The 21,237-nt window shown below is 68.7% G+C and carries 19 protein-coding genes; 13 read left to right on the top strand and 6 right to left on the bottom strand.

Going from position 1 to position 21,237, the window contains the following annotated elements; translation table 11 throughout:
- Positions 1-30 precede the first annotated feature (30 nt).
- A complete protein-coding gene (locus tag BST10_RS03705) occupies positions 31-1,476 on the top strand; it encodes a PH domain-containing protein (RefSeq protein ID WP_083036711.1) in 1,446 nt (481 codons plus the stop codon).
- 71 nt (positions 1,477-1,547) lie between these two features.
- Positions 1,548-2,018: a hypothetical protein gene (locus BST10_RS03700; protein WP_083036421.1), complete on the top strand. Its 471-nt coding sequence runs from the start codon at positions 1,548-1,550 to the stop codon at positions 2,016-2,018.
- A gap of 91 nt (positions 2,019-2,109) precedes the next feature.
- On the opposite strand, the gene BST10_RS03695 is transcribed toward BST10_RS03700, so the two are convergent.
- On the bottom strand, positions 2,110-3,795 hold the full coding sequence (locus BST10_RS03695; RefSeq protein WP_083036420.1) for a DEAD/DEAH box helicase: 1,686 nt from the start codon (positions 3,793-3,795) through the stop codon (positions 2,110-2,112).
- Positions 3,796-3,850: 55 nt separating this feature from the next.
- Here BST10_RS03695 and BST10_RS03690 point away from each other — a divergent pair, with 55 nt between their 5' ends.
- Entirely contained in the window at positions 3,851-4,552 is a 702-nt protein-coding gene (locus BST10_RS03690; protein WP_013827369.1) for a M24 family metallopeptidase, read from the top strand.
- 7 nt (positions 4,553-4,559) lie between these two features.
- On the opposite strand, the gene BST10_RS03685 is transcribed toward BST10_RS03690, so the two are convergent.
- Entirely contained in the window at positions 4,560-5,468 is a 909-nt protein-coding gene (locus BST10_RS03685; RefSeq protein ID WP_083036419.1) for an SDR family NAD(P)-dependent oxidoreductase, read from the bottom strand.
- 102 nt (positions 5,469-5,570) lie between these two features.
- Here BST10_RS03685 and BST10_RS03680 point away from each other — a divergent pair, with 102 nt between their 5' ends.
- From BST10_RS03680 to BST10_RS03670, 3 genes are all read left to right on the top strand, one after another.
- Positions 5,571-6,137, top strand: a complete 567-nt coding sequence (locus tag BST10_RS03680; protein ID WP_083036418.1) for a TetR/AcrR family transcriptional regulator — start codon at positions 5,571-5,573, stop codon at positions 6,135-6,137.
- A 211-nt stretch (positions 6,138-6,348) separates the two neighbouring features.
- Positions 6,349-7,974 carry a chaperonin GroEL gene (groL, locus tag BST10_RS03675; protein WP_013827373.1) on the top strand — a complete coding sequence of 542 codons (1,626 nt, stop codon included), beginning with the start codon at positions 6,349-6,351 and terminating at the stop codon, positions 7,972-7,974.
- A gap of 130 nt (positions 7,975-8,104) precedes the next feature.
- Complete coding sequence (locus tag BST10_RS03670) at positions 8,105-9,433, top strand: bifunctional adenosylcobinamide kinase/adenosylcobinamide-phosphate guanylyltransferase (RefSeq protein ID WP_083036710.1); 1,329 nt, start codon at positions 8,105-8,107, stop codon at positions 9,431-9,433.
- On the opposite strand, the gene BST10_RS03665 is transcribed toward BST10_RS03670, so the two are convergent.
- Together BST10_RS03665 and BST10_RS03660 are read right to left on the bottom strand one after the other, a co-directional pair.
- Positions 9,414-9,815 (bottom strand): pyridoxamine 5'-phosphate oxidase family protein, encoded by a 402-nt coding sequence (locus BST10_RS03665; protein WP_083036417.1) that lies wholly within the window; start codon positions 9,813-9,815, stop codon positions 9,414-9,416. The genes BST10_RS03670 and BST10_RS03665 overlap by 20 nt on opposite strands.
- Positions 9,816-9,841: 26 nt before the next feature.
- A complete protein-coding gene (locus BST10_RS03660) occupies positions 9,842-10,222 on the bottom strand; it encodes a hypothetical protein (protein ID WP_083036416.1) in 381 nt (126 codons plus the stop codon).
- 18 nt (positions 10,223-10,240) lie between these two features.
- Here BST10_RS03660 and BST10_RS03655 point away from each other — a divergent pair, with 18 nt between their 5' ends.
- Positions 10,241-11,257, top strand: coding sequence for an aldo/keto reductase family protein (locus BST10_RS03655; RefSeq protein WP_083036415.1), 1,017 nt, complete (start codon positions 10,241-10,243; stop codon positions 11,255-11,257).
- 150 nt (positions 11,258-11,407) lie between these two features.
- Positions 11,408-12,280, top strand: coding sequence for a hypothetical protein (locus BST10_RS03650; protein ID WP_083036414.1), 873 nt, complete (start codon positions 11,408-11,410; stop codon positions 12,278-12,280).
- 82 nt (positions 12,281-12,362) lie between these two features.
- Here BST10_RS03650 and BST10_RS03645 read toward each other — a convergent pair whose 3' ends face one another.
- Positions 12,363-14,093: an N-acyl-D-amino-acid deacylase family protein gene (locus BST10_RS03645; RefSeq protein WP_013827379.1), complete on the bottom strand. Its 1,731-nt coding sequence runs from the start codon at positions 14,091-14,093 to the stop codon at positions 12,363-12,365.
- A 149-nt stretch (positions 14,094-14,242) separates the two neighbouring features.
- Here BST10_RS03645 and BST10_RS03640 point away from each other — a divergent pair, with 149 nt between their 5' ends.
- From BST10_RS03640 to BST10_RS03620, 5 genes are all read left to right on the top strand, one after another.
- Positions 14,243-15,415 (top strand): MSMEG_1130 family ribosome hibernation factor, encoded by a 1,173-nt coding sequence (locus BST10_RS03640; protein WP_013827380.1) that lies wholly within the window; start codon positions 14,243-14,245, stop codon positions 15,413-15,415.
- A 67-nt stretch (positions 15,416-15,482) separates the two neighbouring features.
- The gene (locus tag BST10_RS03635) at positions 15,483-15,992 is read left to right on the top strand and encodes a mycothiol transferase (RefSeq protein WP_083036413.1); all 510 of its coding nucleotides are present in this window, start codon (positions 15,483-15,485) and stop codon (positions 15,990-15,992) included.
- Between the two features lie 70 nt (positions 15,993-16,062).
- Positions 16,063-17,583 carry an aldehyde dehydrogenase family protein gene (locus BST10_RS03630; RefSeq protein ID WP_013827382.1) on the top strand — a complete coding sequence of 507 codons (1,521 nt, stop codon included), beginning with the start codon at positions 16,063-16,065 and terminating at the stop codon, positions 17,581-17,583.
- Positions 17,583-18,410, top strand: coding sequence for a hypothetical protein (locus BST10_RS03625; RefSeq protein WP_013827383.1), 828 nt, complete (start codon positions 17,583-17,585; stop codon positions 18,408-18,410). Before BST10_RS03630 ends, BST10_RS03625 begins: the two co-directional genes overlap by 1 nt.
- A gap of 45 nt (positions 18,411-18,455) precedes the next feature.
- On the top strand, positions 18,456-19,091 hold the full coding sequence (locus BST10_RS03620) for a flavodoxin family protein (protein WP_083036412.1): 636 nt from the start codon (positions 18,456-18,458) through the stop codon (positions 19,089-19,091).
- A 51-nt stretch (positions 19,092-19,142) separates the two neighbouring features.
- Here the strand turns inward: BST10_RS03620 and BST10_RS03615 are convergent, their stop codons facing one another.
- Positions 19,143-21,185, bottom strand: coding sequence for a prolyl oligopeptidase family serine peptidase (locus tag BST10_RS03615; protein ID WP_109559385.1), 2,043 nt, complete (start codon positions 21,183-21,185; stop codon positions 19,143-19,145).
- Between the last annotated feature and the right edge of the window lie 52 nt (positions 21,186-21,237).

Below are 21,237 nucleotides of genomic sequence, written 5' to 3'. Positions count from 1 at the left end.
GCGCCGGCCTGGCAGCGGCTGAGCCCGCGGATGCTGCTGGTGCATCCGCTGCACGAAGCGCTGCGCGAGTTACCGCTGCTGATCGCGGTGGTGGTGTTCGGCTCGGCGACCGACAACTCCGTCTGGGTGCTCGCCGTGGTGGGGGTGATCGCGGTGGTCGGGGTGACACGCTGGTTCACCACCACCTACCGAATCGAGCCCGACTCCGAAGCCGGCCGGGTCCAGCTGCGCTCCGGGTTGTTGCGCCGGAAGGTACTTTCGGTGCCGCGCAACAGGATTCGCTCAGTGGAGACCGATGCTCGACTGCTGCACCGGATGCTCGGGTTGACGGTACTTCGGGTCAGCACCGGCCAGCAGGCCGCCGGGGACACCATGTTCGAGCTGGACGCAGTCGAGAGCAACCAGGTGCCGCAGCTGCGTCGAATCCTGCTGGCGCACACCGGTCAGCCGGCTCGAACCGATGCCGGGACGGTTGCCGCCCGTACCACGGTGTTGGCCCGGTGGCGCCCGTCGTGGCTGCGTTACAGCGCGTTGAGTCTGTCCGGGCTGGTGACCATCGGCGCCGCGGTGGGCGCGCTGTATCAGAGCGGCGCCGGGGAGGCATTGCGGGGTTCGGCGCTGCACCGGTCCTGGCTGGCGGCCGCCGAGCGGTTCGGGTCGCAACAGACGGCCGCGGCGATCGCCGGTCTGGTGCTGCTGGCGGCGATCCTGCTGGCGGTGCTGCGCTCGGCGCTGACGTACGGAAACCTGGTGTTGTCCCGCCGTTCCGGGGCGGCAGGCGATGTGCTGGAGTTGAGCCACGGATTGCTGCGGGTGCGACACCACAGCTACGACATGCGCCGGCTGCGCGGCGGCACGTTGCGGGCGCCCCTGCTGGTGCGGCTGTTCGGGGGCGCCCGGCTGGACGCGGCGATGACCGGTGTCACCGGGGCGGGCGAATCCTCCGTGCTGCTGCCCCCCTGCCCGCGGGCGACCGCTGAACAGGTGCTGACCGGGCTGGTCGCCGACCCGGTGGTGGTCACCGGGCCGCTGCGCAGGCACGGCCCGGCGGCGGTCCGCCGGCGCTGGACGCGCGCGATGCTGCTGCCGCTGGTTGCCGGCACGGGGTTGGCCGTGGCGGCGGCGGTCGACGGTGTGCCGCTGTGGTACTGGACGGCGTGGGCGGCACTGACGCTGGGCGCGGCGCTGCTGGCCGCCGATCGGGCCCGCGCGCTGGGGCATCGCGTCGACCCGCGGTGGTTGTCGGCCCGCACCGGCAGCTGGGAGCAGCGCCGTTACTGCATCGCCACCGCCGGCATCATCGGCTGGACCGTGCGCCAGAGCTGGTTTCAGCGTCGCGCCGGGGTGGCCACCCTGATCGCGGCCACCGCCGCCGGGGTCAAGGCCTATCGGGTGATCGACGTGCCGGAGGCGTTGGCGTGGTCGGTGGCCGCTACCGCCTCGCCCTGGGTGGCGCACAGCAAATGGGCGCGATAGCCCGAGTTCCGGCCGGTCGGCGGCGTGACGAGCGGACCGGTCGGGTAGGCGCGCGTCGGCGGGATCGCGCGATGGGTGCCGCCGCGTCCGTCGGGGCTTTTTTGGCCTTCGGGACGGCGCCGTTGGCAGCCGCGCCTGCCGCGAGTGCGGACTTCGATGACTTGCTTGCCGATCTGTTTGATCTGAGTGCGTGGGGCAACCTGTCGGATCACTTCGACCACTTGTTCACCTCGGATTGGGAGGTGCCGGGGTCAGGCGATGCCGCGGACCTGGCGCAGCTGTGGGACACCCACTTCTACATGCCGTTGCACGACAGTTTGCAGGCCTGGATCAATTCGGATTTCGGTGAGCAGGTCAATGGCGTGATCAACCAGATGTTCGCGCCGTTCACCGAGGGTTTTTGCGGGATAATCTGCAACGGGCTCGATGGCACCGAGGCCGATCCGGACGGGCAGACCGGTGGACTGTTCTTCGGCGATGGTGGTGACGGTGGCCACGCTGGCGAGTGGTGGGGCACCGCCGGCACCGCCGGTCAGCCCTGACCCGCGGGTTGCATTTTCTCCGGCGAGCAGTCGCGAAGGCCCCCATTTCACACCGGAAATGGGGGCTTTCGCGTCTGGCCGCGCAGGGGGACTACAACTGCCGCACGGCCTCGATGCGCGCCCGCAGCTGATCCGACGTCGCCGCCGCCACCGGCGGGCCGCCGCAGATCCGGCGCAACTCGTTGTGGATCCAGCCGTGCGGCTTGCCCAGCCGATGATGCGCCGCCGACACGAGCGCGTTGAGCTCGTGCCGCAGCGCCCGCAGCTGTCCATGGGTGGTCACCGGCACCGGAGCAACCCCGCCGGCCACCTTGCTGCGCCGGTCCAGCTGCTCTTCTTGCCTGCGCCGTAACAGGTCTCGCATCTGGTCGGCGTCCAGCAGCCCGGGGATGCCCAGGTAGTCGGCCTCTTCCTCGCTGCCCGCGGGAGTGGCGGTGCCGAACGAGGCGCCGTCGAAGATCACTTGATCCAGCTCGGCGTCGGCGCCGAGCGATTCGAAGGTGTTCTCCAGCTCGGACGGTTCGTCGCGCCGACGCTGCGCCTCGGCGAACTCGTCGCGTTCGGACTCCCGGTGCGGCTTCCCCAGCACGTGATTGCGCTGCGCTTCGAGCTCACTGGCCAGCTGCAGCAGCGACGGCACCGACGGCAAGAAGATGCTGGCGGTCTCTCCCGGGCGCCGCGAGCGAACGAACCGGCCGATCGCCTGCGCGAAGAACAACGGGGTGGATGCGCTGGTGGCGTACACGCCGACGGCCAGCCGTGGCACGTCGACACCCTCGGAGACCATCCGCACCGCCACCAGCCAGCGACTGGTGGCCGTGGCGAACTGGGCGATCTTGTCCGAGGCGCCCGCGTCGTCGGAGAGCACCACGGTGGGGGCCTCACCGGTCAACGTGGTCAGCAGCTTGGCGTAGGCGCGGGCCGCCTTCTGATCCGAGGCGATCACCATGCCGCCGGCGTCGGGCACGTGCTGGCGCTTCTGCCGCAGCCGGGTGTCGGCCGCCGCGATCACCGCCGGCATCCACTCCCCATTCGGGTCCAGCGCGGTGCGCCACGCCCGGGCGGTGTGTTCGGCGGTCAGCGGTTCGCCGAGCCGCGCCGAGTACTCCTCACCGGCGCTGTCACGCCAGCGGGCCTCGCCCGAGTAGGCCATGAACACCACCGGGCGCACCACACCGTCGGCCAGCGCCTCGGGGTAGCCGTAGCTGTCGTCGGCCACCGATCGCAGATGGCCGCTGCCGTCGGGCTCGTAATTGACGAACGGGATGGGACTGTCGTCGCTGCGGAACGGGGTGCCGGTCAGCGCCAGCCGGCGGGCGGCATCGGAGAACGCCTCCCGGATGCCGTCGCCCCAGCTCTTGGCGTCGCCGCCATGGTGGATCTCGTCGAAGATCACCAGGGTTTTCGCGGCCTCGGTGCGCACCCGGTGCCGGGTGGGATGGCTGGCGACCTGGGCGTAGGTGACCACGACCCCGTGGTACTCCGAGCTGGTCTGCGCATCGGAGTTGCTGAAGCGCGGATCCAGCGCGAGGCCGTGTTCGGCGGCGGCGGTGGCCCACTGCACCTTGAGGTGGTCGGTGGGCACCACGATCGTGATGCGCTCGACGGTGCGGTCGGCCAGCAGCTCGGCGACGATCCGCAACGCGAACGTCGTCTTGCCGGCGCCGGGGGTGGCCACCATCAGAAAATCCCGGGGCTTGGCGGTCAGATACCGCACCAGAGCCCGGCGTTGCCAGCCCCGCAACGCACGGGTGCTGGGCGCTGCGTCAGCCCGCACCCGGTCTCCTATCTGATCGAGATGCAGTCTAGGGCAAGCCGATAGCATCGCGGACGTGTCCACCCCGGGCGAGCCGGAATCCGTCCGCGTTGAGCGTCTGCTCGACGCGCAGACGAAAGCCGCCGCGTTGTTCGACGAAATCGCGCGCCGCAATCTGGTGCGCGCCGGCGTCGGCGAACGCCAGCTGTCCGATGAGATCCGGGATCTGGCCGCCGACATGTTCGGGGTAACGCGGCACTGGCATAAGCGGGTGGTGCGCGCCGGGGAGAACACCCTGCAGCCGTTCCACGCCGACCCGCCGGACCGCGTCATGACCGACGATGACATCGCCTACCTCGACCTGGGTCCGATCTTTCAGGAGTGGGAAGCCGACTTCGGTCGCACCTACGTGCTCGGCGACGACCCGGACAAGCACGCACTGCGCGACGCCCTGCCCGGGGTGTGGCAGGCCGGGCGGGCGTTCTTCGACCACCACAGCGACATCACCGGGGCGCAGCTCTATGAGCATGTCGTCGGACTGGCCCGGGAGCGCGGCTTCGAGTTCGGCGCCCCGATCGCCGGGCATCTGGTGGGAGAGTTCCCGCACAAGAAGATCTCCGGTGACGACACCCGGTTCTACATCACGCTCGGATCCGATGAGCCGATGCGACGTACCGACCACACCGGCCGGGTGTGTCACTGGATCCTTGAGGTGCACCTGGTGAACCCGGACCGCGGATTCGGCGGCTTCTACGAGGAACTGCTGGACGTGCGGTGAGTCCGGGTCAGACCGGATAGACCACCCCGGTCAGCTCTTCGGAAACGGCCCAGAGCCGGCGCTGCAGCTCGACATCGTGAGATTTGCGGCTCGACGCCACCACCTTGGGGTGACCGCGCCCCTGGGTGAGGCCGTCCGGACCGAAGTACTGCCCACCGAGCGCCTGCGGGTCGGTGGCCGCGCGCAGCGTCGGGAGAGCGCCCATGTCTGCGCCTTGAAACATCGGTTTGATCAGCGGATAGGCGACCGCGGCCCAGCGTGGCAGGTGCCGCATCAGCTCGGTGTTGGAGCCGCCGGGGTGCGCGGCCAGCGCGATCGTCGTCGCACGTGGGGCGAGCCGTCGCTGCAGTTCATAGGTGAACAGCAGGTTGGCGAGCTTGGACTGCCCGTAGGCTTCGACCCGGTTGTAACGGCGTTCCCACTGCAGGTCATCGAAGTGGATGTCGGCGCGCAGCCGGTGCCCGAGGCTGCTGACGGTTACCACCCGGGAACCGGCGACCGGCAGCAGCCGGTCCAGCAGCAAGCCGGTGAAGGCGAAATGGCCCAGGTGGTTGGTGCCGAACTGCAGCTCGAAGCCGTCCTTGGTCGTCGACTTGGGCGGGTACATCACCCCGGCGTTGTTGATCAGCAGATCGATGCGGTCGTGGCCGGACCGCAACTGCTCGGCGGCGGCGCGGATGGAATCCAACGAGCCGAGGTCGAGTTCCTGCAACGCAACGCTGGCACCGGGGCTGCGCTGCCGGATGAGGGTCTCGGCGTCCCTGCCCTTGTCGAGGTTGCGCACCGCCAGAACCACGTGAGCGCCCCGCGCTGCCAGGCCGGCGGCGGTCTCGAAGCCGAGACCGGTGTTGGCCCCGGTGACGACGGCGACGCGACCGGCCTGGTCAGGGATGTCGGCGGTTGTCCACTTGGCCACGAGGCCCTCCTGAGCTGCGGTAAGGTAAACGGGGCGGACGCTCCGGTTGGTTGCAACTATACGGAGCGGACGCCCCGCTTTGTCAACCGATGAGGATCTCAGGTGGCTCAACCCGCACGCCCGTTGCGAGCCGACGCGGCCCGCAACCGCGCTCGCGTGCTGGAGGTCGCCTATGAGACCTTTGCGGCTGAAGGGCTGTCAGTGCCGGTCGATGAGATCGCGCGCCGCGCCGGAGTCGGGTCCGGGACCGTCTACCGGCATTTCCCGACCAAGGAGGAGCTGTTTCGGGCGGTCGTCAACGACCGTATGCAGCACGTCGTCGACGAAGGGCGGGCCCTGCTGGAATCCGATGATCCCGGCATAGCGATCTACACGTTCCTGCGCTCGATCGTGCTGCAGTGGGGCGCGACGGATCGTGGCCTGGCCGAGGCGCTGGCCGGTGTGGGCATCGAGATCGGACAAGCTGCGCCCGAGTCGGAGGAAGCCTTCCTGGCGGTACTCGAAGCGTTGTTGCGTGCAGGACAGCTGGCGGGCACGGTGCGACACGACCTCGGGGTGCGCGAGGTCAAGGCGATCCTGGTCGGATGCCAGGCCATGCAGTCCTACAGCTCCGCAGTGGCCGAGCGCGTCACCGACGTTGTCATGGACGGTCTACGGGCGCCGCGATAGTCGGCCGCCGTGCCGGATTGCCGGGTCCCGCAGCTCCTTGCACTCTCAAGGGGCGAGTGCTAAGAATGACGTTGGCACTCGCGACCGGCGAGTGCTAGGTCGGGACGGTGAGGTACGGGCCGCACCTGCGGAGCACACCCAACGCCGTCCGTCGCGGGCACTGACCCGACCGACAAGACGTGCACCCCCTAACCGGAGGAATCACTTCGCAATGGCTAAGCAAATTGCGTATGACGAAGAGGCCCGTCGCGGCCTCGAGCGGGGCCTCAACGCCCTCGCTGACGCGGTCAAGGTGACGCTGGGTCCCAAGGGCCGCAACGTCGTCCTGGAGAAGAAGTGGGGCGCCCCCACGATCACCAACGATGGTGTGTCCATCGCCAAGGAGATCGAGCTGGAGGACCCCTACGAGAAGATCGGCGCCGAGCTGGTCAAAGAGGTCGCCAAGAAGACCGACGATGTCGCCGGTGACGGCACCACCACCGCCACCGTGCTGGCCCAGGCGCTGGTCAAGGAAGGCCTGCGCAACGTGGCCGCCGGCGCCAACCCGCTGGCCCTCAAGCGCGGCATCGAGAAGGCCGTCGAGAAGGTCTCCGAGACCCTGCTGAAGGACGCCAAGGAGGTCGAGACCAAGGAGCAGATCGCGGCGACCGCCGGGATCTCCGCGGGTGACCAGTCCATCGGTGACCTGATCGCCGAGGCGATGGACAAGGTCGGCAACGAGGGTGTCATCACCGTCGAGGAGGCGCAGACCTTCGGCCTGAGCCTGGAGCTGACCGAGGGCATGCGCTTCGACAAGGGCTACATCTCGGGCTACTTCGTCACCGACGCCGACCGTCAGGAAGCGGTCCTGGAGGACCCCTACATTCTGCTGGTCAGCTCCAAGGTGTCGACCGTCAAGGACTTGCTGCCCCTGCTGGAGAAGGTCATCCAGGGCGGCAAGCCGCTGCTGATCATCGCCGAGGACGTTGAGGGTGAGGCGCTTTCCACCCTGGTCGTCAACAAGATCCGCGGCACCTTCAAGTCGGTGGCCGTCAAGGCCCCGGGCTTCGGTGACCGCCGCAAGGCGATGCTGCAGGACATGGCGATCCTCACCGGTGGCCAGGTCATCAGCGAAGAGGTCGGTCTGTCGCTGGAGACCGCCGACATCGCGCTGCTGGGCAAGGCCCGCAAGGTCGTGGTGACCAAGGACGAGACCACCATCGTCGAGGGCGCCGGTGACTCCGACGCCATCGCCGGTCGGGTGTCGCAGATCCGCGCCGAGATCGAGAACAGCGACTCCGACTACGACCGGGAGAAGCTGCAGGAGCGGCTGGCCAAGCTGGCCGGCGGTGTTGCGGTCATCAAGGCCGGGGCAGCCACCGAGGTGGAGCTCAAGGAGCGCAAGCACCGCATCGAGGACGCGGTGCGTAACGCCAAGGCCGCCGTGGAGGAGGGCATCGTCGCCGGTGGTGGCGTGACCCTGCTGCAGGTGGCACCGTCGCTGGACGAGCTGAAGCTCGCCGGTGACGAGGCGACCGGCGCCAACATCGTCAAGGTGGCGCTGGAAGCTCCGCTCAAGCAGATCGCCTTCAACGCCGGCCTGGAGCCGGGCGTGGTGGCCGAGAAGGTGCGCAACTCGCCCGCCGGTACCGGTCTCAACGCCGCCACCGGTGAGTACGAGGACCTGCTGAAGGCCGGCGTTGCCGACCCGGTGAAGGTGACCCGTTCGGCGCTGCAGAACGCAGCCTCGATCGCGGCGCTGTTCCTGACCACCGAGGCCGTTGTCGCCGACAAGCCGGAGAAGGCGGCCGCACCCGCGGGCGACCCGACCGGTGGCATGGGCGGCATGGACTTCTAAGTCTGGTTGCACGACGAGGCCCGGTCCCCTTCGGGGGGCCGGGCCTTCGTCGTCCATGTTGACGCTGCGCTCATGGCGCAAAAGTGCGAGTGGGGTGCGCCCTGAGCTCAGCATCAGCGAGGATGGCGAGATGGAAATCCTGCTGCTGGGCACCGGCAGCGCCGACGGCTGGCCGAATCCGTTCTGCCGCTGCGCCTCCTGTCGATCGGCGACCGTGGTTCGCGGGCAGACCGCCGCGCTGGTCGACGACGTTCTGCTGCTGGACTGCGGGCCGGAGGCGCCGCGGGCCGCCGCACGCTTCGGCCGATCGCTGGCTTCGGTGCGCCACATCCTGTTCACCCACGGCCACTGGGACCACGTCGGGCCGATGGCGCTGTTGATGCGGCACTGGACCGGGGCGAATGCGCCCTTGGCGGTGGTCGGACCGGCCAGTGCCCTCGAGCAGTGCCGGGACTGGGTGGGCCCCGACGACCCGGTCCGCTTCGTCGAGGTGGCGCCGGGTGACGACGTGGATCTCGGAGACTATCGGGTTCGGGTGCTGGCCGCCGCGCACGGGACTGACCTCGGCGGTGATGCGGTGCTCTACGACCTGGAAACCGTTGGCGGCCGGATCTTCTGGGCCACCGACACCGGTCCGCTTCCGGCCGAGACGCAGGCCGCGATCGCCGGTGCCGGCTTCGACGCGGTATTCCTGGAGGAGACGTTCGGCAACTACGCCGGCCACGGCACCGAGCATCACGACTTGCCCGCGTTCACGGCAACCGTGGTCGCGATGCGAAGCTCGGGCGCCGTTGTCGACACCACCGACGTCGTCGCCGTGCACCTGAGCCACCACAATCCGATCGAGCCGGAACTGACCGGGGTACTGTCGAATTCGGGCGCACGACCGGGACGCGACGGTGAGGTGGTGCGAGTGGGTGCAGCCGGTACCTCGACGCGCAGCCTGGTGTTGGGCGGGGCGCGATCCGGCAAGTCGGCCCACGCCGAGGCGCTGTTGGCCGCCGAGTCGGCGGTGACCTACCTGGCTACCGGGGGGGTGCGAGAGGGTGATCCCGAGTGGGCAGAGCGGGTTCGGCTGCACCGGGCACGGCGTCCGGCTTCGTGGCGCACCATCGAGGGCAGCGACGCCGCCGAGCAGCTGCGTACGGCCGAAAACCCTTTATTACTGGACTGTTTGGGCACCTGGCTGACCGCGCGGATGGATCTGCACGGGGTCTGGGACGGCGGTGCGCTGGACGGTGTGCACGGCGACATCGACGAGCTGCTGGCGGCTTGGCGGGCCTGTCCGGCGCGGGCTGTGGCGGTCAGCAACGAGGTCGGCAGCGGGGTGGTGCCGGCCACCGCCTCGGGGCGGTTGTTCCGCGACCTGCTGGGGGTGCTCAACGCGCGGATCGCCGCCGAATCCGACGACGTGGTGCTGATGGTGGCAGGCCGGCCGCTCAGGCTTCCTGCGCAGTGAGCTTCAAGTCCACACAGTCGCTGTAGCAAGGGGTTTCACCCGGCGACTCCGGGGTGGCGACCCGAATCAGCACCGCGCGCGTAGCAGAGATCGCCACGGCGGCCAGCTCACCGGCATCGGAGACCTCGGCGGTGCCGTCGACGATCACGGTGTAGCCACCCGGGACCGGCGGCGGCCACATCACCGTCACCTCGCTGCTACGCGCCAGGTTCGCCCGACTGCGCCGGCCACCGAGCGCGCCGATGCGCACGATCTTCCCGTCAAGTGTCGGCATCACCGGTACCGGGTGCGGGCGGTTCTCCGCGTCGACGGTGATCAGGTAGGCGTAGTCGTAGCCCAGCAGCTTCTCGGCGAGCCGGTTGAAATCCACGTTGGAAGCCATGTGGACCAGGCTAGTCCAGTCGGCTGTCAATCCGCCTTGAGCTGCACGCAGTCATGCACGGTGCCGACCGCCCGGCCGTCCTCGAACACCGGCCTATGCAGCAGCGCCTTGGTCGGTGCCACCAGCACCGGGCCGGCCGGGTCGTCGGGCAGCTCAGCGTAGCCGTCGACGACCAGGGAGTACTCGGTCACTTCACGTGCGGGCCAGACCAGGGTGACGCCGGCGCGGGCCGACATGTTCTCCCGGCCGTGTGCGCCGACCGGACCGACATTCAGCCTGGCGCCGTCGAAGGTCGGGGTGATCGCGGTGGTGCGCACCCGGTCGTCGTCGCCGACGGTCACCAGGAAGGCGAAGGGATAACCGGGCAGCAGCTCGGCCAGTCGGGCGAGGTCGACGGATCTGGCCATGTCACCCAAGATAGGCCTATGGAATTTCGCTACCTGGGCAACTCCGGCCTACAGATCTCCGAGATCACCTACGGCAACTGGCTCACCCACGGCTCGCAGGTCGAGAACGACGTCGCCACCGCGTGTGTGCACGCCGCGCTGGACTGCGGTATCACCACCTTCGACACCGCCGACGTCTACGCCAACGGCGCCGCCGAGGAGGTGCTCGGCGCAGCGCTGAAAGGCCGTCGCCGTGAATCGCTGGAGATCTTCACCAAGGTCTACTGGCCGGTCGGCCCGGCCCCGTTGGGCAAGAACGACACCGGCCTGTCGCGCAAGCACATGATGGAGGCCATCGACTCCTCGCTGCGCCGGCTGGGCACCGACTACGTCGACCTGTACCAGGCGCACCGCTATGACTCCTTCACCCCGCTGGAGGAGACCATGCAGGCGTTCGCCGACATCGTGCGGGCGGGCAAGGCGCTCTACATCGGGGTCAGTGAGTGGGCACCCGACCAGATCCGCCAAGCCCACGGGCTGGCCCGCCAGCTCGGGATCTCACTGATCTCCAGCCAGCCGCAGTACTCCATGCTGTGGCGGATCATCGAGCCCGAGGTGGTCCCGGTCTGTCGGGAGTTGGGCCTGAGCCAGATCGTCTGGTCGCCGATGGCCCAGGGCGTGTTGTCGGGCAAGTACCAGCCCGGTCAGCCCCCGCCAGCCGGTTCACGCGCCACCGACGAGAAGGGCGGGGCGAACTTCGTCAAACGTTTCATGACCGACGACGTGCTGACCCGGGTACAGCAGTTGCGTCCGATCGCCGAGGAACTGGACCTGACGACGGCGCAGTTGGCGATCGCCTGGGTGCTGCAGAACGACAATGTCGCCGCGGCGCTGGTCGGGGCGTCGCGCCCGGAGCAGGTGACCGAGAACGTCAAGGCGTCCGGGGTGCGGATTCCCGCCGAGCTGCTGTCCCGCGTCGACGGGGTGCTGGGCGACGCGGTGACCACCGACCCGGCGCTGGTGGCCAAGTCCACCCCGCCGAATCGACTGCTGTAGTTCGACCGCCTCACCCCTTCCCGCCCACCGTGCGGTTTTATACGCAACACGCCGTGGTCGGCGTATCAAGACGCACATTCGGGCGGTGCAACACCGACCACCTGTGGATGGCCGTCGGCCAATGACGGCGATTCCTGCCATCCTCCGGTCATGCAGACTCCGCAGTGGCCGTTTCGGGCGGCGGAAGTCCTTGAGTCCGGCGCTCTCACCTTCCGTGAACTCCGCCGCTTTCATGAGGCCATCTACCCGGGGGTGTGGATTCCGCGGGATGCCGACCTGTCCCCGAAGCAACGTGCGATGGCGGCGTGGCTGTGGTCGCGCCGCCGAGGCGTCATCGCCGGTTTGTCTGCGGCTGCGCTGTTGGGCGCCAAGTGGATTGAGCCGGACGCACCGGCCGAGCTGGTCCACACGAACCGGCGCCCACCGGAGCTGATCCGGGTGCACTCCGACCTGCTGCTGTCCGGTGAGACGCACGAACTCGACGGAGTGCCGCTGACCACGGCCGCGCGCACCGCATTCGATATCGGCCGACGGCTTCCGCTCACGCAGGGCGTGCAGCGTATCGATGCATTGATGCACGCCACCGATGTCAAGGTGGTCGACATTCAGGCCGTCATAGCAGGACACCGCGGCGTACGCGGACTGCAGCAGTTGACTGACACCCTGCGGTTCGTCGACGCCGGCGCCGAGTCCCTGTACGAGTCACGGGCTCGGCTCGCCCTGGTACAAGCGGGATTCCCAACACCGCAGACTCAGATACCGGTCTACGACGACTACGGCAGAGTGTTCGCACGCATCGACATGGGTTGGCCGGACTACCTGGTCGGGGTCGATTTCGAGGGCGCGCACCACTGGACCGATCCCGGGCAGCGTGCATGGGACGCCGAACGGTCCGTCCTGATCGCCGAACGCGGTTGGGTCGACTTCAGGCTGGCCGCCGCGACGCTGCACAATCGGCCGCGGCTCTTCCTGGACCGGGTGGGAGCGGCGTTGATCGATCGTGGCTGCCCGAAAACGTGGTGAGCGTGCGATGTTATACGCAGCATGCGGCGTTTTGCGTATAAAACCGCACGGTGGGCCGGAAGGGGTGAGGCGGCGGCGGAGCTCAGGCCGGCGCCGGCTGACGGCCGCGCACCAGCTTGCCGGGCCGGGCCGCGGTGGGCTTGCCGTGCTCGGCGATGATCTCACCGGCGACGATCGTCGCCACATAGCCGTCGGCGGTCTGGTCGAGCCGACGTCCGCCGGCGGGCAGGTCGTAGGTGATGACCGGCTTGTGCAGCCGTAGGTTCTGGTGATCGATCACGTTGAGGTCCGCCTTGTAGCCCACTGCGATCCGCCCCCGGTCCCCGAGACCGGCGACGCGGGCCGGCGTCGACGTCAGCTCGCGGACCGCCTCGGGAACGCTCAACCGACCGGACCCGCGATCACGTGCCCAATGGGTTAATACATAGGTGGGAAAACTTGAGTCGCAGATCATTCCGTAGTGGGCGCCACCGTCGCCCAGACCCAACACCACGTCCTCGCGATGCATCAGGGTGCCCACGGTGTCCAGCGAGTTGTCCCGAAAGTTCGCCAGCGCGTCCAGCAGGATCGCGTGCCCGTCGTCGTCGAGCAACCGGTCGTAGGCCTCCTCGAGCGGGGAGACGCCACGGGCGCGCGCCCGTGCCGCGATGCTCTTCGATGGATCCGGTTCGTAATCGGCGTCATCGCCGAGCGGGTACGTCCACTCCCACGACTGGGCGAGGTAGGCGATCGGGTTGGTCGGTGCGATGCTGGCCCGATCCGCCAGAATCCGCTGCCGGACATCTGGTTTGCGCATCTCGGCGACCCGCTCCGCCAACGGTAGACCGGCGATCTCCCGGTAGCTGGGGTACAGCACGAACGGGTTGATGCTCAGGTCGAGTCCGACCATGAGTCCGATCGGCCGGGGGAAGACCTGGGCGGTGATCGCGGCGCCGGAACCGTTGGCCTTCTCCACCATGGTGAGGGCGTCCTGCCACACCGGTTCACCGGCGTTGCCGATCAACAGTGTGAAGGTGACCGGCAGACCTGCATCGGTGGCCGCGTCGAAAACCTGCTGCAGCACCGGCTGATACGCGCCATCGGGCAGGTCGGGGACGAACTGGATCAGGCCGCCGCCGCCGTCGGCGATGCCGCGGCCGATCTCCAGGATCTCGTCGTAAGCGGCGCCGTAACTGGGGATCTGGGAGCCGGTCCGGGTGCGATGGGTGACCAGCCGCGACGACGAGAATCCCAGCGCTCCGGCCTCGGCGGCCTCTTGCGCGAGTTCGCGCATCCGCGCCAGATCCGCCGGTGTGGCCGGTTCGCGGTCGACGCCGCGCTGTCCCATCACGTAGACCCGCAGCGGCGAATGTGGCAGAAACGCCGCCACATCGATGTCCCGCTGCTGCGAATCGACGGTATCCATGAACTGCGGGAACGTCTCCCACGTCCACGGCAGACCGTCGGTCATCACCACGCCGGGGATGTCCTCGACACCGGCCATCAAGTCGACCAGCACCTCGTGGTCGGCGATGCGGCACGGCGCGAAACCCACCCCGCAGTTACCCATCAGCGCCGTCGTCACGCCGTGTGACGACGACGGATTGAGCCGATCCGACCAGATCGACTGCCCGTCATAGTGGGTGTGCAGGTCGACGAAACCCGGTGTCACCAGCAGCCCTGCCGCATCGATCACGTGCTCGGCGTCGCCGCTGACCGTGCCGACCTCGACGATGAGACCATCGCGGACCGCAACGTCACCGACGTACGTCTGGCCGCCCAGCCCGTCGACGATCATGCCGTTGCGGATGACGAGCTCAGCGACGTGCGTCATCTACACAATCTACGACCGTATCGGTACCTCATGCCAGGGCATTTCCGTGATCGATCGCCAAAACGGCTCGGCCCTGCAGTCTCGGGTCGTGGCTATAGTGAGTGGTTGGAGCAACCCTGAGGCCTGCAAGGGATTGGAGGGGCAAACCGATGGTCGCCATGGAGCGTCTCGACTCGGATGGTGTCCGGGAGCTGTCCCAACGGACCGACAAACTCGGCGTGCTGTCCGTGAGCCTGAACGCCGATCCGAGTGGGGACCCGAACCTGCAAGCCGCCAACATCGACCTGAAGAACCGTTTCCGGGAATTGCAGCGCCGGATTGCCGCGGAGACCGATGACAGCGGCGAGACCGGCGCGGCGTTGGAACGAATCTGGCCGCGAGTAGCCGAGCTGGCCGACCCGGCGGCCGCCGGCCGAAGCCGAATCCTGTTCGCCGGCCTGGAAGGTGACTGGGTTCTGCGACTGCAGAGCGCGTTGCCGGTCGCCAGTCGAGTGGTATTGGACGATCGCCCGTTCATCCACCCGCTGCTCGAGGTGATCGATGAGGGCCGGCCGGCGGGTGTGGTCCTGGTTTCTGCCGAGGAGGCTCGACTGCTCGAGTGGCGCGTCGGGTCGCTTCAGCCGCTGAGCCGAATCGAGCAGCAATACATCCAGGCGGCGCACGAGCGTGCCGGGCACCTCGGTGGCGGCCCGCAAGGGCAGTTCAACACGCCGATGCGAGAACAGCGGCAATCGCGCGAGCAGGATCGGGCACACCGTTTCCTGGATCAGGTGACGACGGTGGCGGCCGGGCTGGCCGCTGAGCGCGGCTGGGAGCGAATCCTGGTCAGCGGTGGGGACCGCTGGAGTGAGCCGACCGTCGCGAAGTTTCCGCAAGCGTTGCGCGACCGGATATTCGTCGATTCCCGAGTCCTCGGTGGGCTCGATGATGCTGCGCTGCAGGCCGCCGTGACCGACTGGGCCCATGAGCAGCACGCCGAGCGGGAACGACAACTGCTGGACAGTGTCGGCGAGGGCGCCGGGGCCGGACACGCCGTCGCGCTGGGACTCTCGGAGGTGGCCGCGGCACTGAACGCCGGTCGGGTCGCACACCTGATATATGACCCGGATGTCCGTTACACCGGCATGGTGGGCGCCAATGGCTCCCTTTACGGTGGCGAGGAGGTCGGCCCGGACGGGCGCCCGGGAGAACCGGAGCCCCGGTTGACCGAGCGCCTGGTCGAGCGGGCATTGCAGACCGGGGCCCGGATCAGCCCCATCGAAGGGGCGGCCGACGGACGGCTGCGCGATGCTGCGGGTATTGCGGCGCTGCTGCGCTGGTGATGCCCGGAAGGCCTGGCAATGCCGGGAAGGAGTCGACGATGAGCCCGACGTCATCCCGGAGGCTCCCATGACCGATGCCGCGTTACAGGGTCTGCTCCGCGACGCGTTCACGCGGCTGGTCGAACACGCCGATGAAGTCACCGAAGATCTCACCGATGCGGTGGCCACCTACCGGCCGACTCCGGAGGCCAACAGCATCGCCTGGCTGCTCTGGCACAGCGCCCGGGTGCAGGACATCCAGGTCGCTCAGGTCGCCGGCGTCGAACAGGTGTGGACCCGGGACGGTTGGGTGGACCGGTTCGGACTCGATCTGCCGCGCGACGACAGCGGGTACGGCCACAGTGCGGCCGACGTCGCCAAGGTCCACGCCCCGGCGCAGCTGCTGGCGGGCTACTACCGCGCGGTGCATGAGCTGACCCTGCGCTACGTCGACGGCGTCACCGCCGACGAGCTGGCCCGGGTCGTCGATACGCACTGGGACCCGCCGGTGACCGCCGGGGTGCGGCTGGTCAGCGTCCTCGATGACTGCGCCCAGCACCTGGGGCAGGCGGCGTACCTGCGGGGCTTGAAAGGGTAAGCACCGGGCTGGACTTGACACCTGTCGAGGCGGGTGCGACCCGGATCACAGCCGCGACTAGCATGGCGGCATGACCGCCACCACGCCCGCCCCCGCCCTGTCCGGCACCGACACCGTGCGCAACCCCGCCACCGGGGAGGCTGCCGGTGAGGTCCGCTGGACCGATCCGTCCGACGTCGAAGCGATCGCCGCCGGACTGCGTACCGCCCAGCGCGAATGGGAGGGACGCGGCGCCAAGGGCCGGGCCAAAGTCCTGGCCCGCTACGCGGTGTGGCTCGGCGAGCACCGGGACGAGATCGAGAAGATGCTGATCGCCGAGACCGGCAAGTCCAGCACCGACGCCGCACAAGAGGTACCGCTGCTGATCATGATCCTGTCCTACGTCATCAAGGTCGTGGACAAGGCGATGGCCCCGGAGTCCCGGCCGGCAGCGCTGCCGCTGATGGCGATCAAGAAGATCGCGGTGCACTACCGGCCGCGCCCGGTCGTCGGGGTGATCGCACCGTGGAACTACCCGGTCGCCAACGCGTTGATGGATGCGATCGGTGCGCTGGCGGCTGGTTGCGCGGTGCTGCTCAAGCCGTCCGAGCAGACCCCGCTCACCGCCGAACTGCTGCGCGAGGGCTGGCAGCAGGCCGGCGGCCCCGACGTGTTCGCGGTGGTCCAGGGCGCGCGCGAAGTGGCCGAAGCGGTCATCGACAACTCCGACTACGTGCAGTTCACCGGTTCGACGGCCACCGGGCGCAAGGTGGCCGAGCGGGCCGCGCAGCGCCTGGTGCCGTTCAGCCTCGAGCTGGGTGGCAAAGACCCGATGATCGTGTGCGAAGACGCCGACATCGACCTGGCCGCACACGCCGCGGTGTGGGGCGCGATGTTCAACGCGGGACAGACCTGCGTTTCGGTCGAGCGGGTGTACGTGCTCGAACCCGTCTACGACAAGTTCGTCGCAGCGGTCGTCCGCGACGTGCAGGCGCTGCAGATGGGCGCCGGCGAGGGCACCCACTTCGGGGCGCTGATCAACGATCAGCAATTGGCGGTCACCGAACGGCATGTCAAAGAGGCGCTGGCCGCCGGAGCACGCGCGCTGACCGGCGGTGAACGCCCAGGCGGATCGGGCAGTTTCTACCCGCCCACCGTCTTGGTCGACGTCGACCACTCGATGGCCTGCATGACCGAGGAGACATTCGGCCCGACGCTGCCGATCATGAAGGTCGGCAGCGTCGAGGAGGCCATCCGGCTTTCCAACGACAGCCCCTACGGGCTGAGCGCCTCGGTGTTCTCCGGTGACGTGGCACGGGCCAAAGACATTGCGATCCAGCTGGATTGCGGGGCGGTGAACATCAACGACGTGATCGCCAACCTGATGTGCACGACGGCGCCGATGGGCGGCTGGAAGACCTCGGGTATCGGTGCGCGGTTCGGCGGTCTCGACGGGATCCGCAAGTTCTGCCGGCAGGAGGCGGTCGTGTCGCCGCGCACCAGCGTCGGTGCGGGTGGGAACTACTACCACAACTCGCTCAAGGCGCTGGCCCGGATGAACGCCCTGATGACCCGGATGGCGCTGGCGCGTCCGCGCCGCACGGCCAAATAGTGCGCTTCCTGACGGCCGCGCTGTTCTGGTTGCTGGCCACGGTGACATTGGCGGTGACGCTGCCGACGGCCTGGGCGCAGTGCAACCTCGTCGACGCCGACGGCTACGCGCGGCTGGCACAGCGGGCCGCGGCCCAGCCGGCCCTGCAGGATGCGGTCGCCGCCGAGCTCAGCTCCCAGGCGGTTCGACTGATCCGTGCGCAAGGCTTCCCCATCAACCCCGCCCCGGTGCGGGAGGCCGCCGCCGAATACACCGCCGGCCCGTCGTTTCCGGCACAGTTCGTGAAGCTCAACCGCGATGGGCATGATTGGCTGCTCAGTGGCGACGACACCGGCCCGTGGGAGATCGACGTGGTGCCGATGTTGCGGGACAAGGCGTTTGCGCAGCTGTTGGGCGACTACAACGTCGCACTGCCGGCGTCGATGACCGTCCCGCTGACGCCGACGTCCACCGAGGTGACGCGGCCCGGCGGATTGCACCGATTCGCGGTGTGGGGGCCGTCGCTGAGTTTGGTGCTGGTGGCGCTGACCGGGTTGTGTGCGGCCTTGACGATCGCCGCGGCGCGGCATCGTGGCAGGGCGTTGGCGAGCCTGGGCGTTTCGGGGCTGCTGGTGGGCGCGGCGGGCTGGTCGGGGATCGAGGTGGCGCGGCGCTACCTGAACCAGGTACTCAACCAGGCGACTGGTGACATCCGCCGCATCGCCGACGCGGTGGCCGATGTGGCCGAAGCCAGCCTGCACCAGTGGCTCAATGTGACCCTGGCGGCCGGAGCGGTCATGGTGCTGGTCGGGGTGGCCGTCGCGCTGCTGGGGGCGATGCGCCGATAGGGCCGCGCCGTTTGGCCTCCCTGCGCCGCGGGTACGCCGACAGGCATGACTTCGGCCGCACCGCCGCCGCTGAGCGCAATCGCATTGATCTGCACGCTCAAGGGCCGCGACGCCCCGTCAAGCAGCGATCTGATCGCGGACCAGTTGCTGGGGCAGCTGCGTTCCGGGGGCGTCGAATGCGAAAAGGTTCGCTGCGTCGACCTGTCGCTGCTGCCCGGCGTGGAAGCCGACATGGGGGAGGGCGACGACTGGCCGGCCCTGCTGGCGAAGATCAAGTCGGCGAACATTCTTGTCATGTCGACGCCGACCTGGGTCGGCCACATGTCCAGCGTCGCGCAACGCGTCCTGGAGCGACTCGACGCCGAGCTCTCCGATCAGGACCACGCCGGCCGGCCCAGGATGGTCGGCAAGGTGGCACTCGCCGCCGTCGTCGGCAACGAGGACGGGGCACACAAGATCGTCGCCGATCTGTTCCAGGCGCTCAACGACATCGGGTTCTCGATACCCGCCCAGGGCTGCACGTACTGGAACGGCGAAGCCATGCAGGGCGTGGACTACCTGGAGTTGGACCAAACCCCGGAGGCGGTGGCCACCACGACCGCGGCAGCGGCGCGCAATGCGGCGCACCTTGCCGAAGTGCTGCGGCAAAGCCCGTACCCGCCGTATGCCGGGCCGGACTGAGGTTTGACACGGCCGTTGTGGCGCTGTGAATCGCCGCGCCGTCTCGGGACGTCAGCCTCGCCCGCCCAGCATCCGCCACAGGAACGAGAAGCTCAGCGCCGACTTGAACGCCGCCTGCGCGTTGTCGGCCGCTCCGCCGTGGCCGCCCTCGATGTTCTCGTAGTACCAGACCTTCTTGCCGAGCTCCTCCAGCGCCGCGGTCATCTTGCGGGCGTGCCCGGGATGAACCCGGTCGTCACGGGTGGAGGTGGTGATCAGCACCGGGGGGTAGTCCGCCGAAGCCGAAATATTCTGGTACGGCGAGTATTCGCCGATGAACGCCCAGTCGTCGGGGTTGTCCGGGTCGCCGTACTCAGCCATCCAGGAGGCGCCGGCCAGCAGCAGGTGGTAGCGGCGCATATCCAGCAGCGGCACTTGGCAGACCAGCGCCCCGAACTGCTGCGGGTAGGCGGTGAGCATGATGCCCATCAGCAGTCCGCCGTTGCTGCCGCCGACCGCGCCGAGCTGCGCCACCGTGGTGATGCCGCGGCCCACCAGATCGGCTGCCACCGCGGCGAAGTCCTCGGCCACCAGGTGCCGGCCCTCCCGCATCGCCTGGGTGTGCCAGCCCGGCCCGTATTCGCCGCCGCCGCGGATGTTGGCCAGCACGTAGGTGCCGCCGCGGGCCAGCCACAGCCGGCCCAGCACCCCGTCGTAGCCGGGGGTGCGGGCCACCTCGAAGCCGCCGTAGCCGCCCAGCAGTGTCGGGCCGGTCGCGTCTTGCGGGCGGACCACGAAATACGGGATCGCGGTACCGTCCTTGGACGTGGCGAAGTGCTGACTGACCTCCAGTCCCTCGGCATCGAAAAAGGCCGGAGCGGACTTGATCTCGGTCAGCGGCCCGTCCACCGGGCCGTGCAGCAACCGCGACGGACTGTTGAACCCGCTGGAGTCCAAGAAGATCTCGTCACCGGTGTCGTCGGCGGCCGCGATCACCGTGTTGGTGTTGGCCGGTACCTCGGCGACCGGGCGGCGCTGCCAATCAACCGGGCTGACCACCTCCACCCGGCTGGCCACATCGTGCAGCGTGACCAGCACCAGTCGGTCACGGGTCCAGGCGTAGTGGTGCAGCGCGGTGTGCGCGTCGGGCTCGAAGACCACACTCAACTGTGCTGTGCCCGCCAAGAATTCGTCGTAGTCGGCCGCCAGCAACGAGCCCGCAGCATACGAGGCGGTGCCGGTGTCCCAGTCGGTGCGCAGCTCGATGAGGATCCACTGTCGATGCACCGATACTGACGCGTCGGTGGGTGCGTCGATGCGGATCAGCTCTTGGCCGCCGGGGCCGCCGCGTAGCTCGTAGACTTCGTCATTGAAGAAGTCGACGGCCCGCGAGACCAGGGTCCGCTCGAACCCCGGCGTGCGATCGCGCCCGGCGCCCACCACCACATCGGTCGCTTCCCCGGCGAACAGCGTCTCGGCGTCGGCGAGCGGCTGTCCGCGGCGCCACCGCTTGACGATTCGCGGATACCCGGAGTCGGTGAGTGAATCCGGACCGAAGTCGGTGCCCACCAGCACCGTGTCCTCGTCCTCCCAGCCGATCCGCGACTTGGCCTCGGGCAGCTGGAATCCGCCGGCAGCAGGGGGGACGAATTCCCTGGTGGCCATGTCGAATTCCCGCACCACCGCCGCATCCGAGCCGCCGGGGGACAGCGAGACCAGCGCCCGGGTGAGTTCGGGTTCGATCACGTTGGCGCCGACCCACACCCAGTTCCGGTCGTCGACTCGACTCAACTCGTCGACGTCGATGATGACGTCCCACTCCGGGGCGCCGCTGCGGTAGCTGTCGAGCGTGGTGCGCCGCCACAGTCCGCGCGGATTGGCGGCATCACGCCAGAAGTTGTAGAGGTGATCGCCGCGCCGCCGCACGTACGGGATGCGGGCATCGGTGTCGAGCACCTCCAACGCCGCCGTGCGCATCGCCTCGAAATCGTCACCCGCGAACTCGTCGACGGTGGGAGCGTTGTGGGCGCGCACCCAGTCCAGCGCATCGTCACCGGTGACGTCTTCGAGCCACAGGTACGGGTCGGTCGTCGGGTCGTCAGCCATGACCGCCATTGTGACTGCGGCGGTAATGTGAGGTGCACAACACCGTCAAGGCAGAGGGAAT

This window comes from Mycolicibacter algericus DSM 45454, assembly GCF_002086455.1.
Taxonomy (GTDB): domain Bacteria; phylum Actinomycetota; class Actinomycetes; order Mycobacteriales; family Mycobacteriaceae; genus Mycobacterium; species Mycobacterium algericum.
Note: the sequence above shows the minus strand (reverse complement) of the source record. Positions and strands in the feature narration are given on the sequence as shown.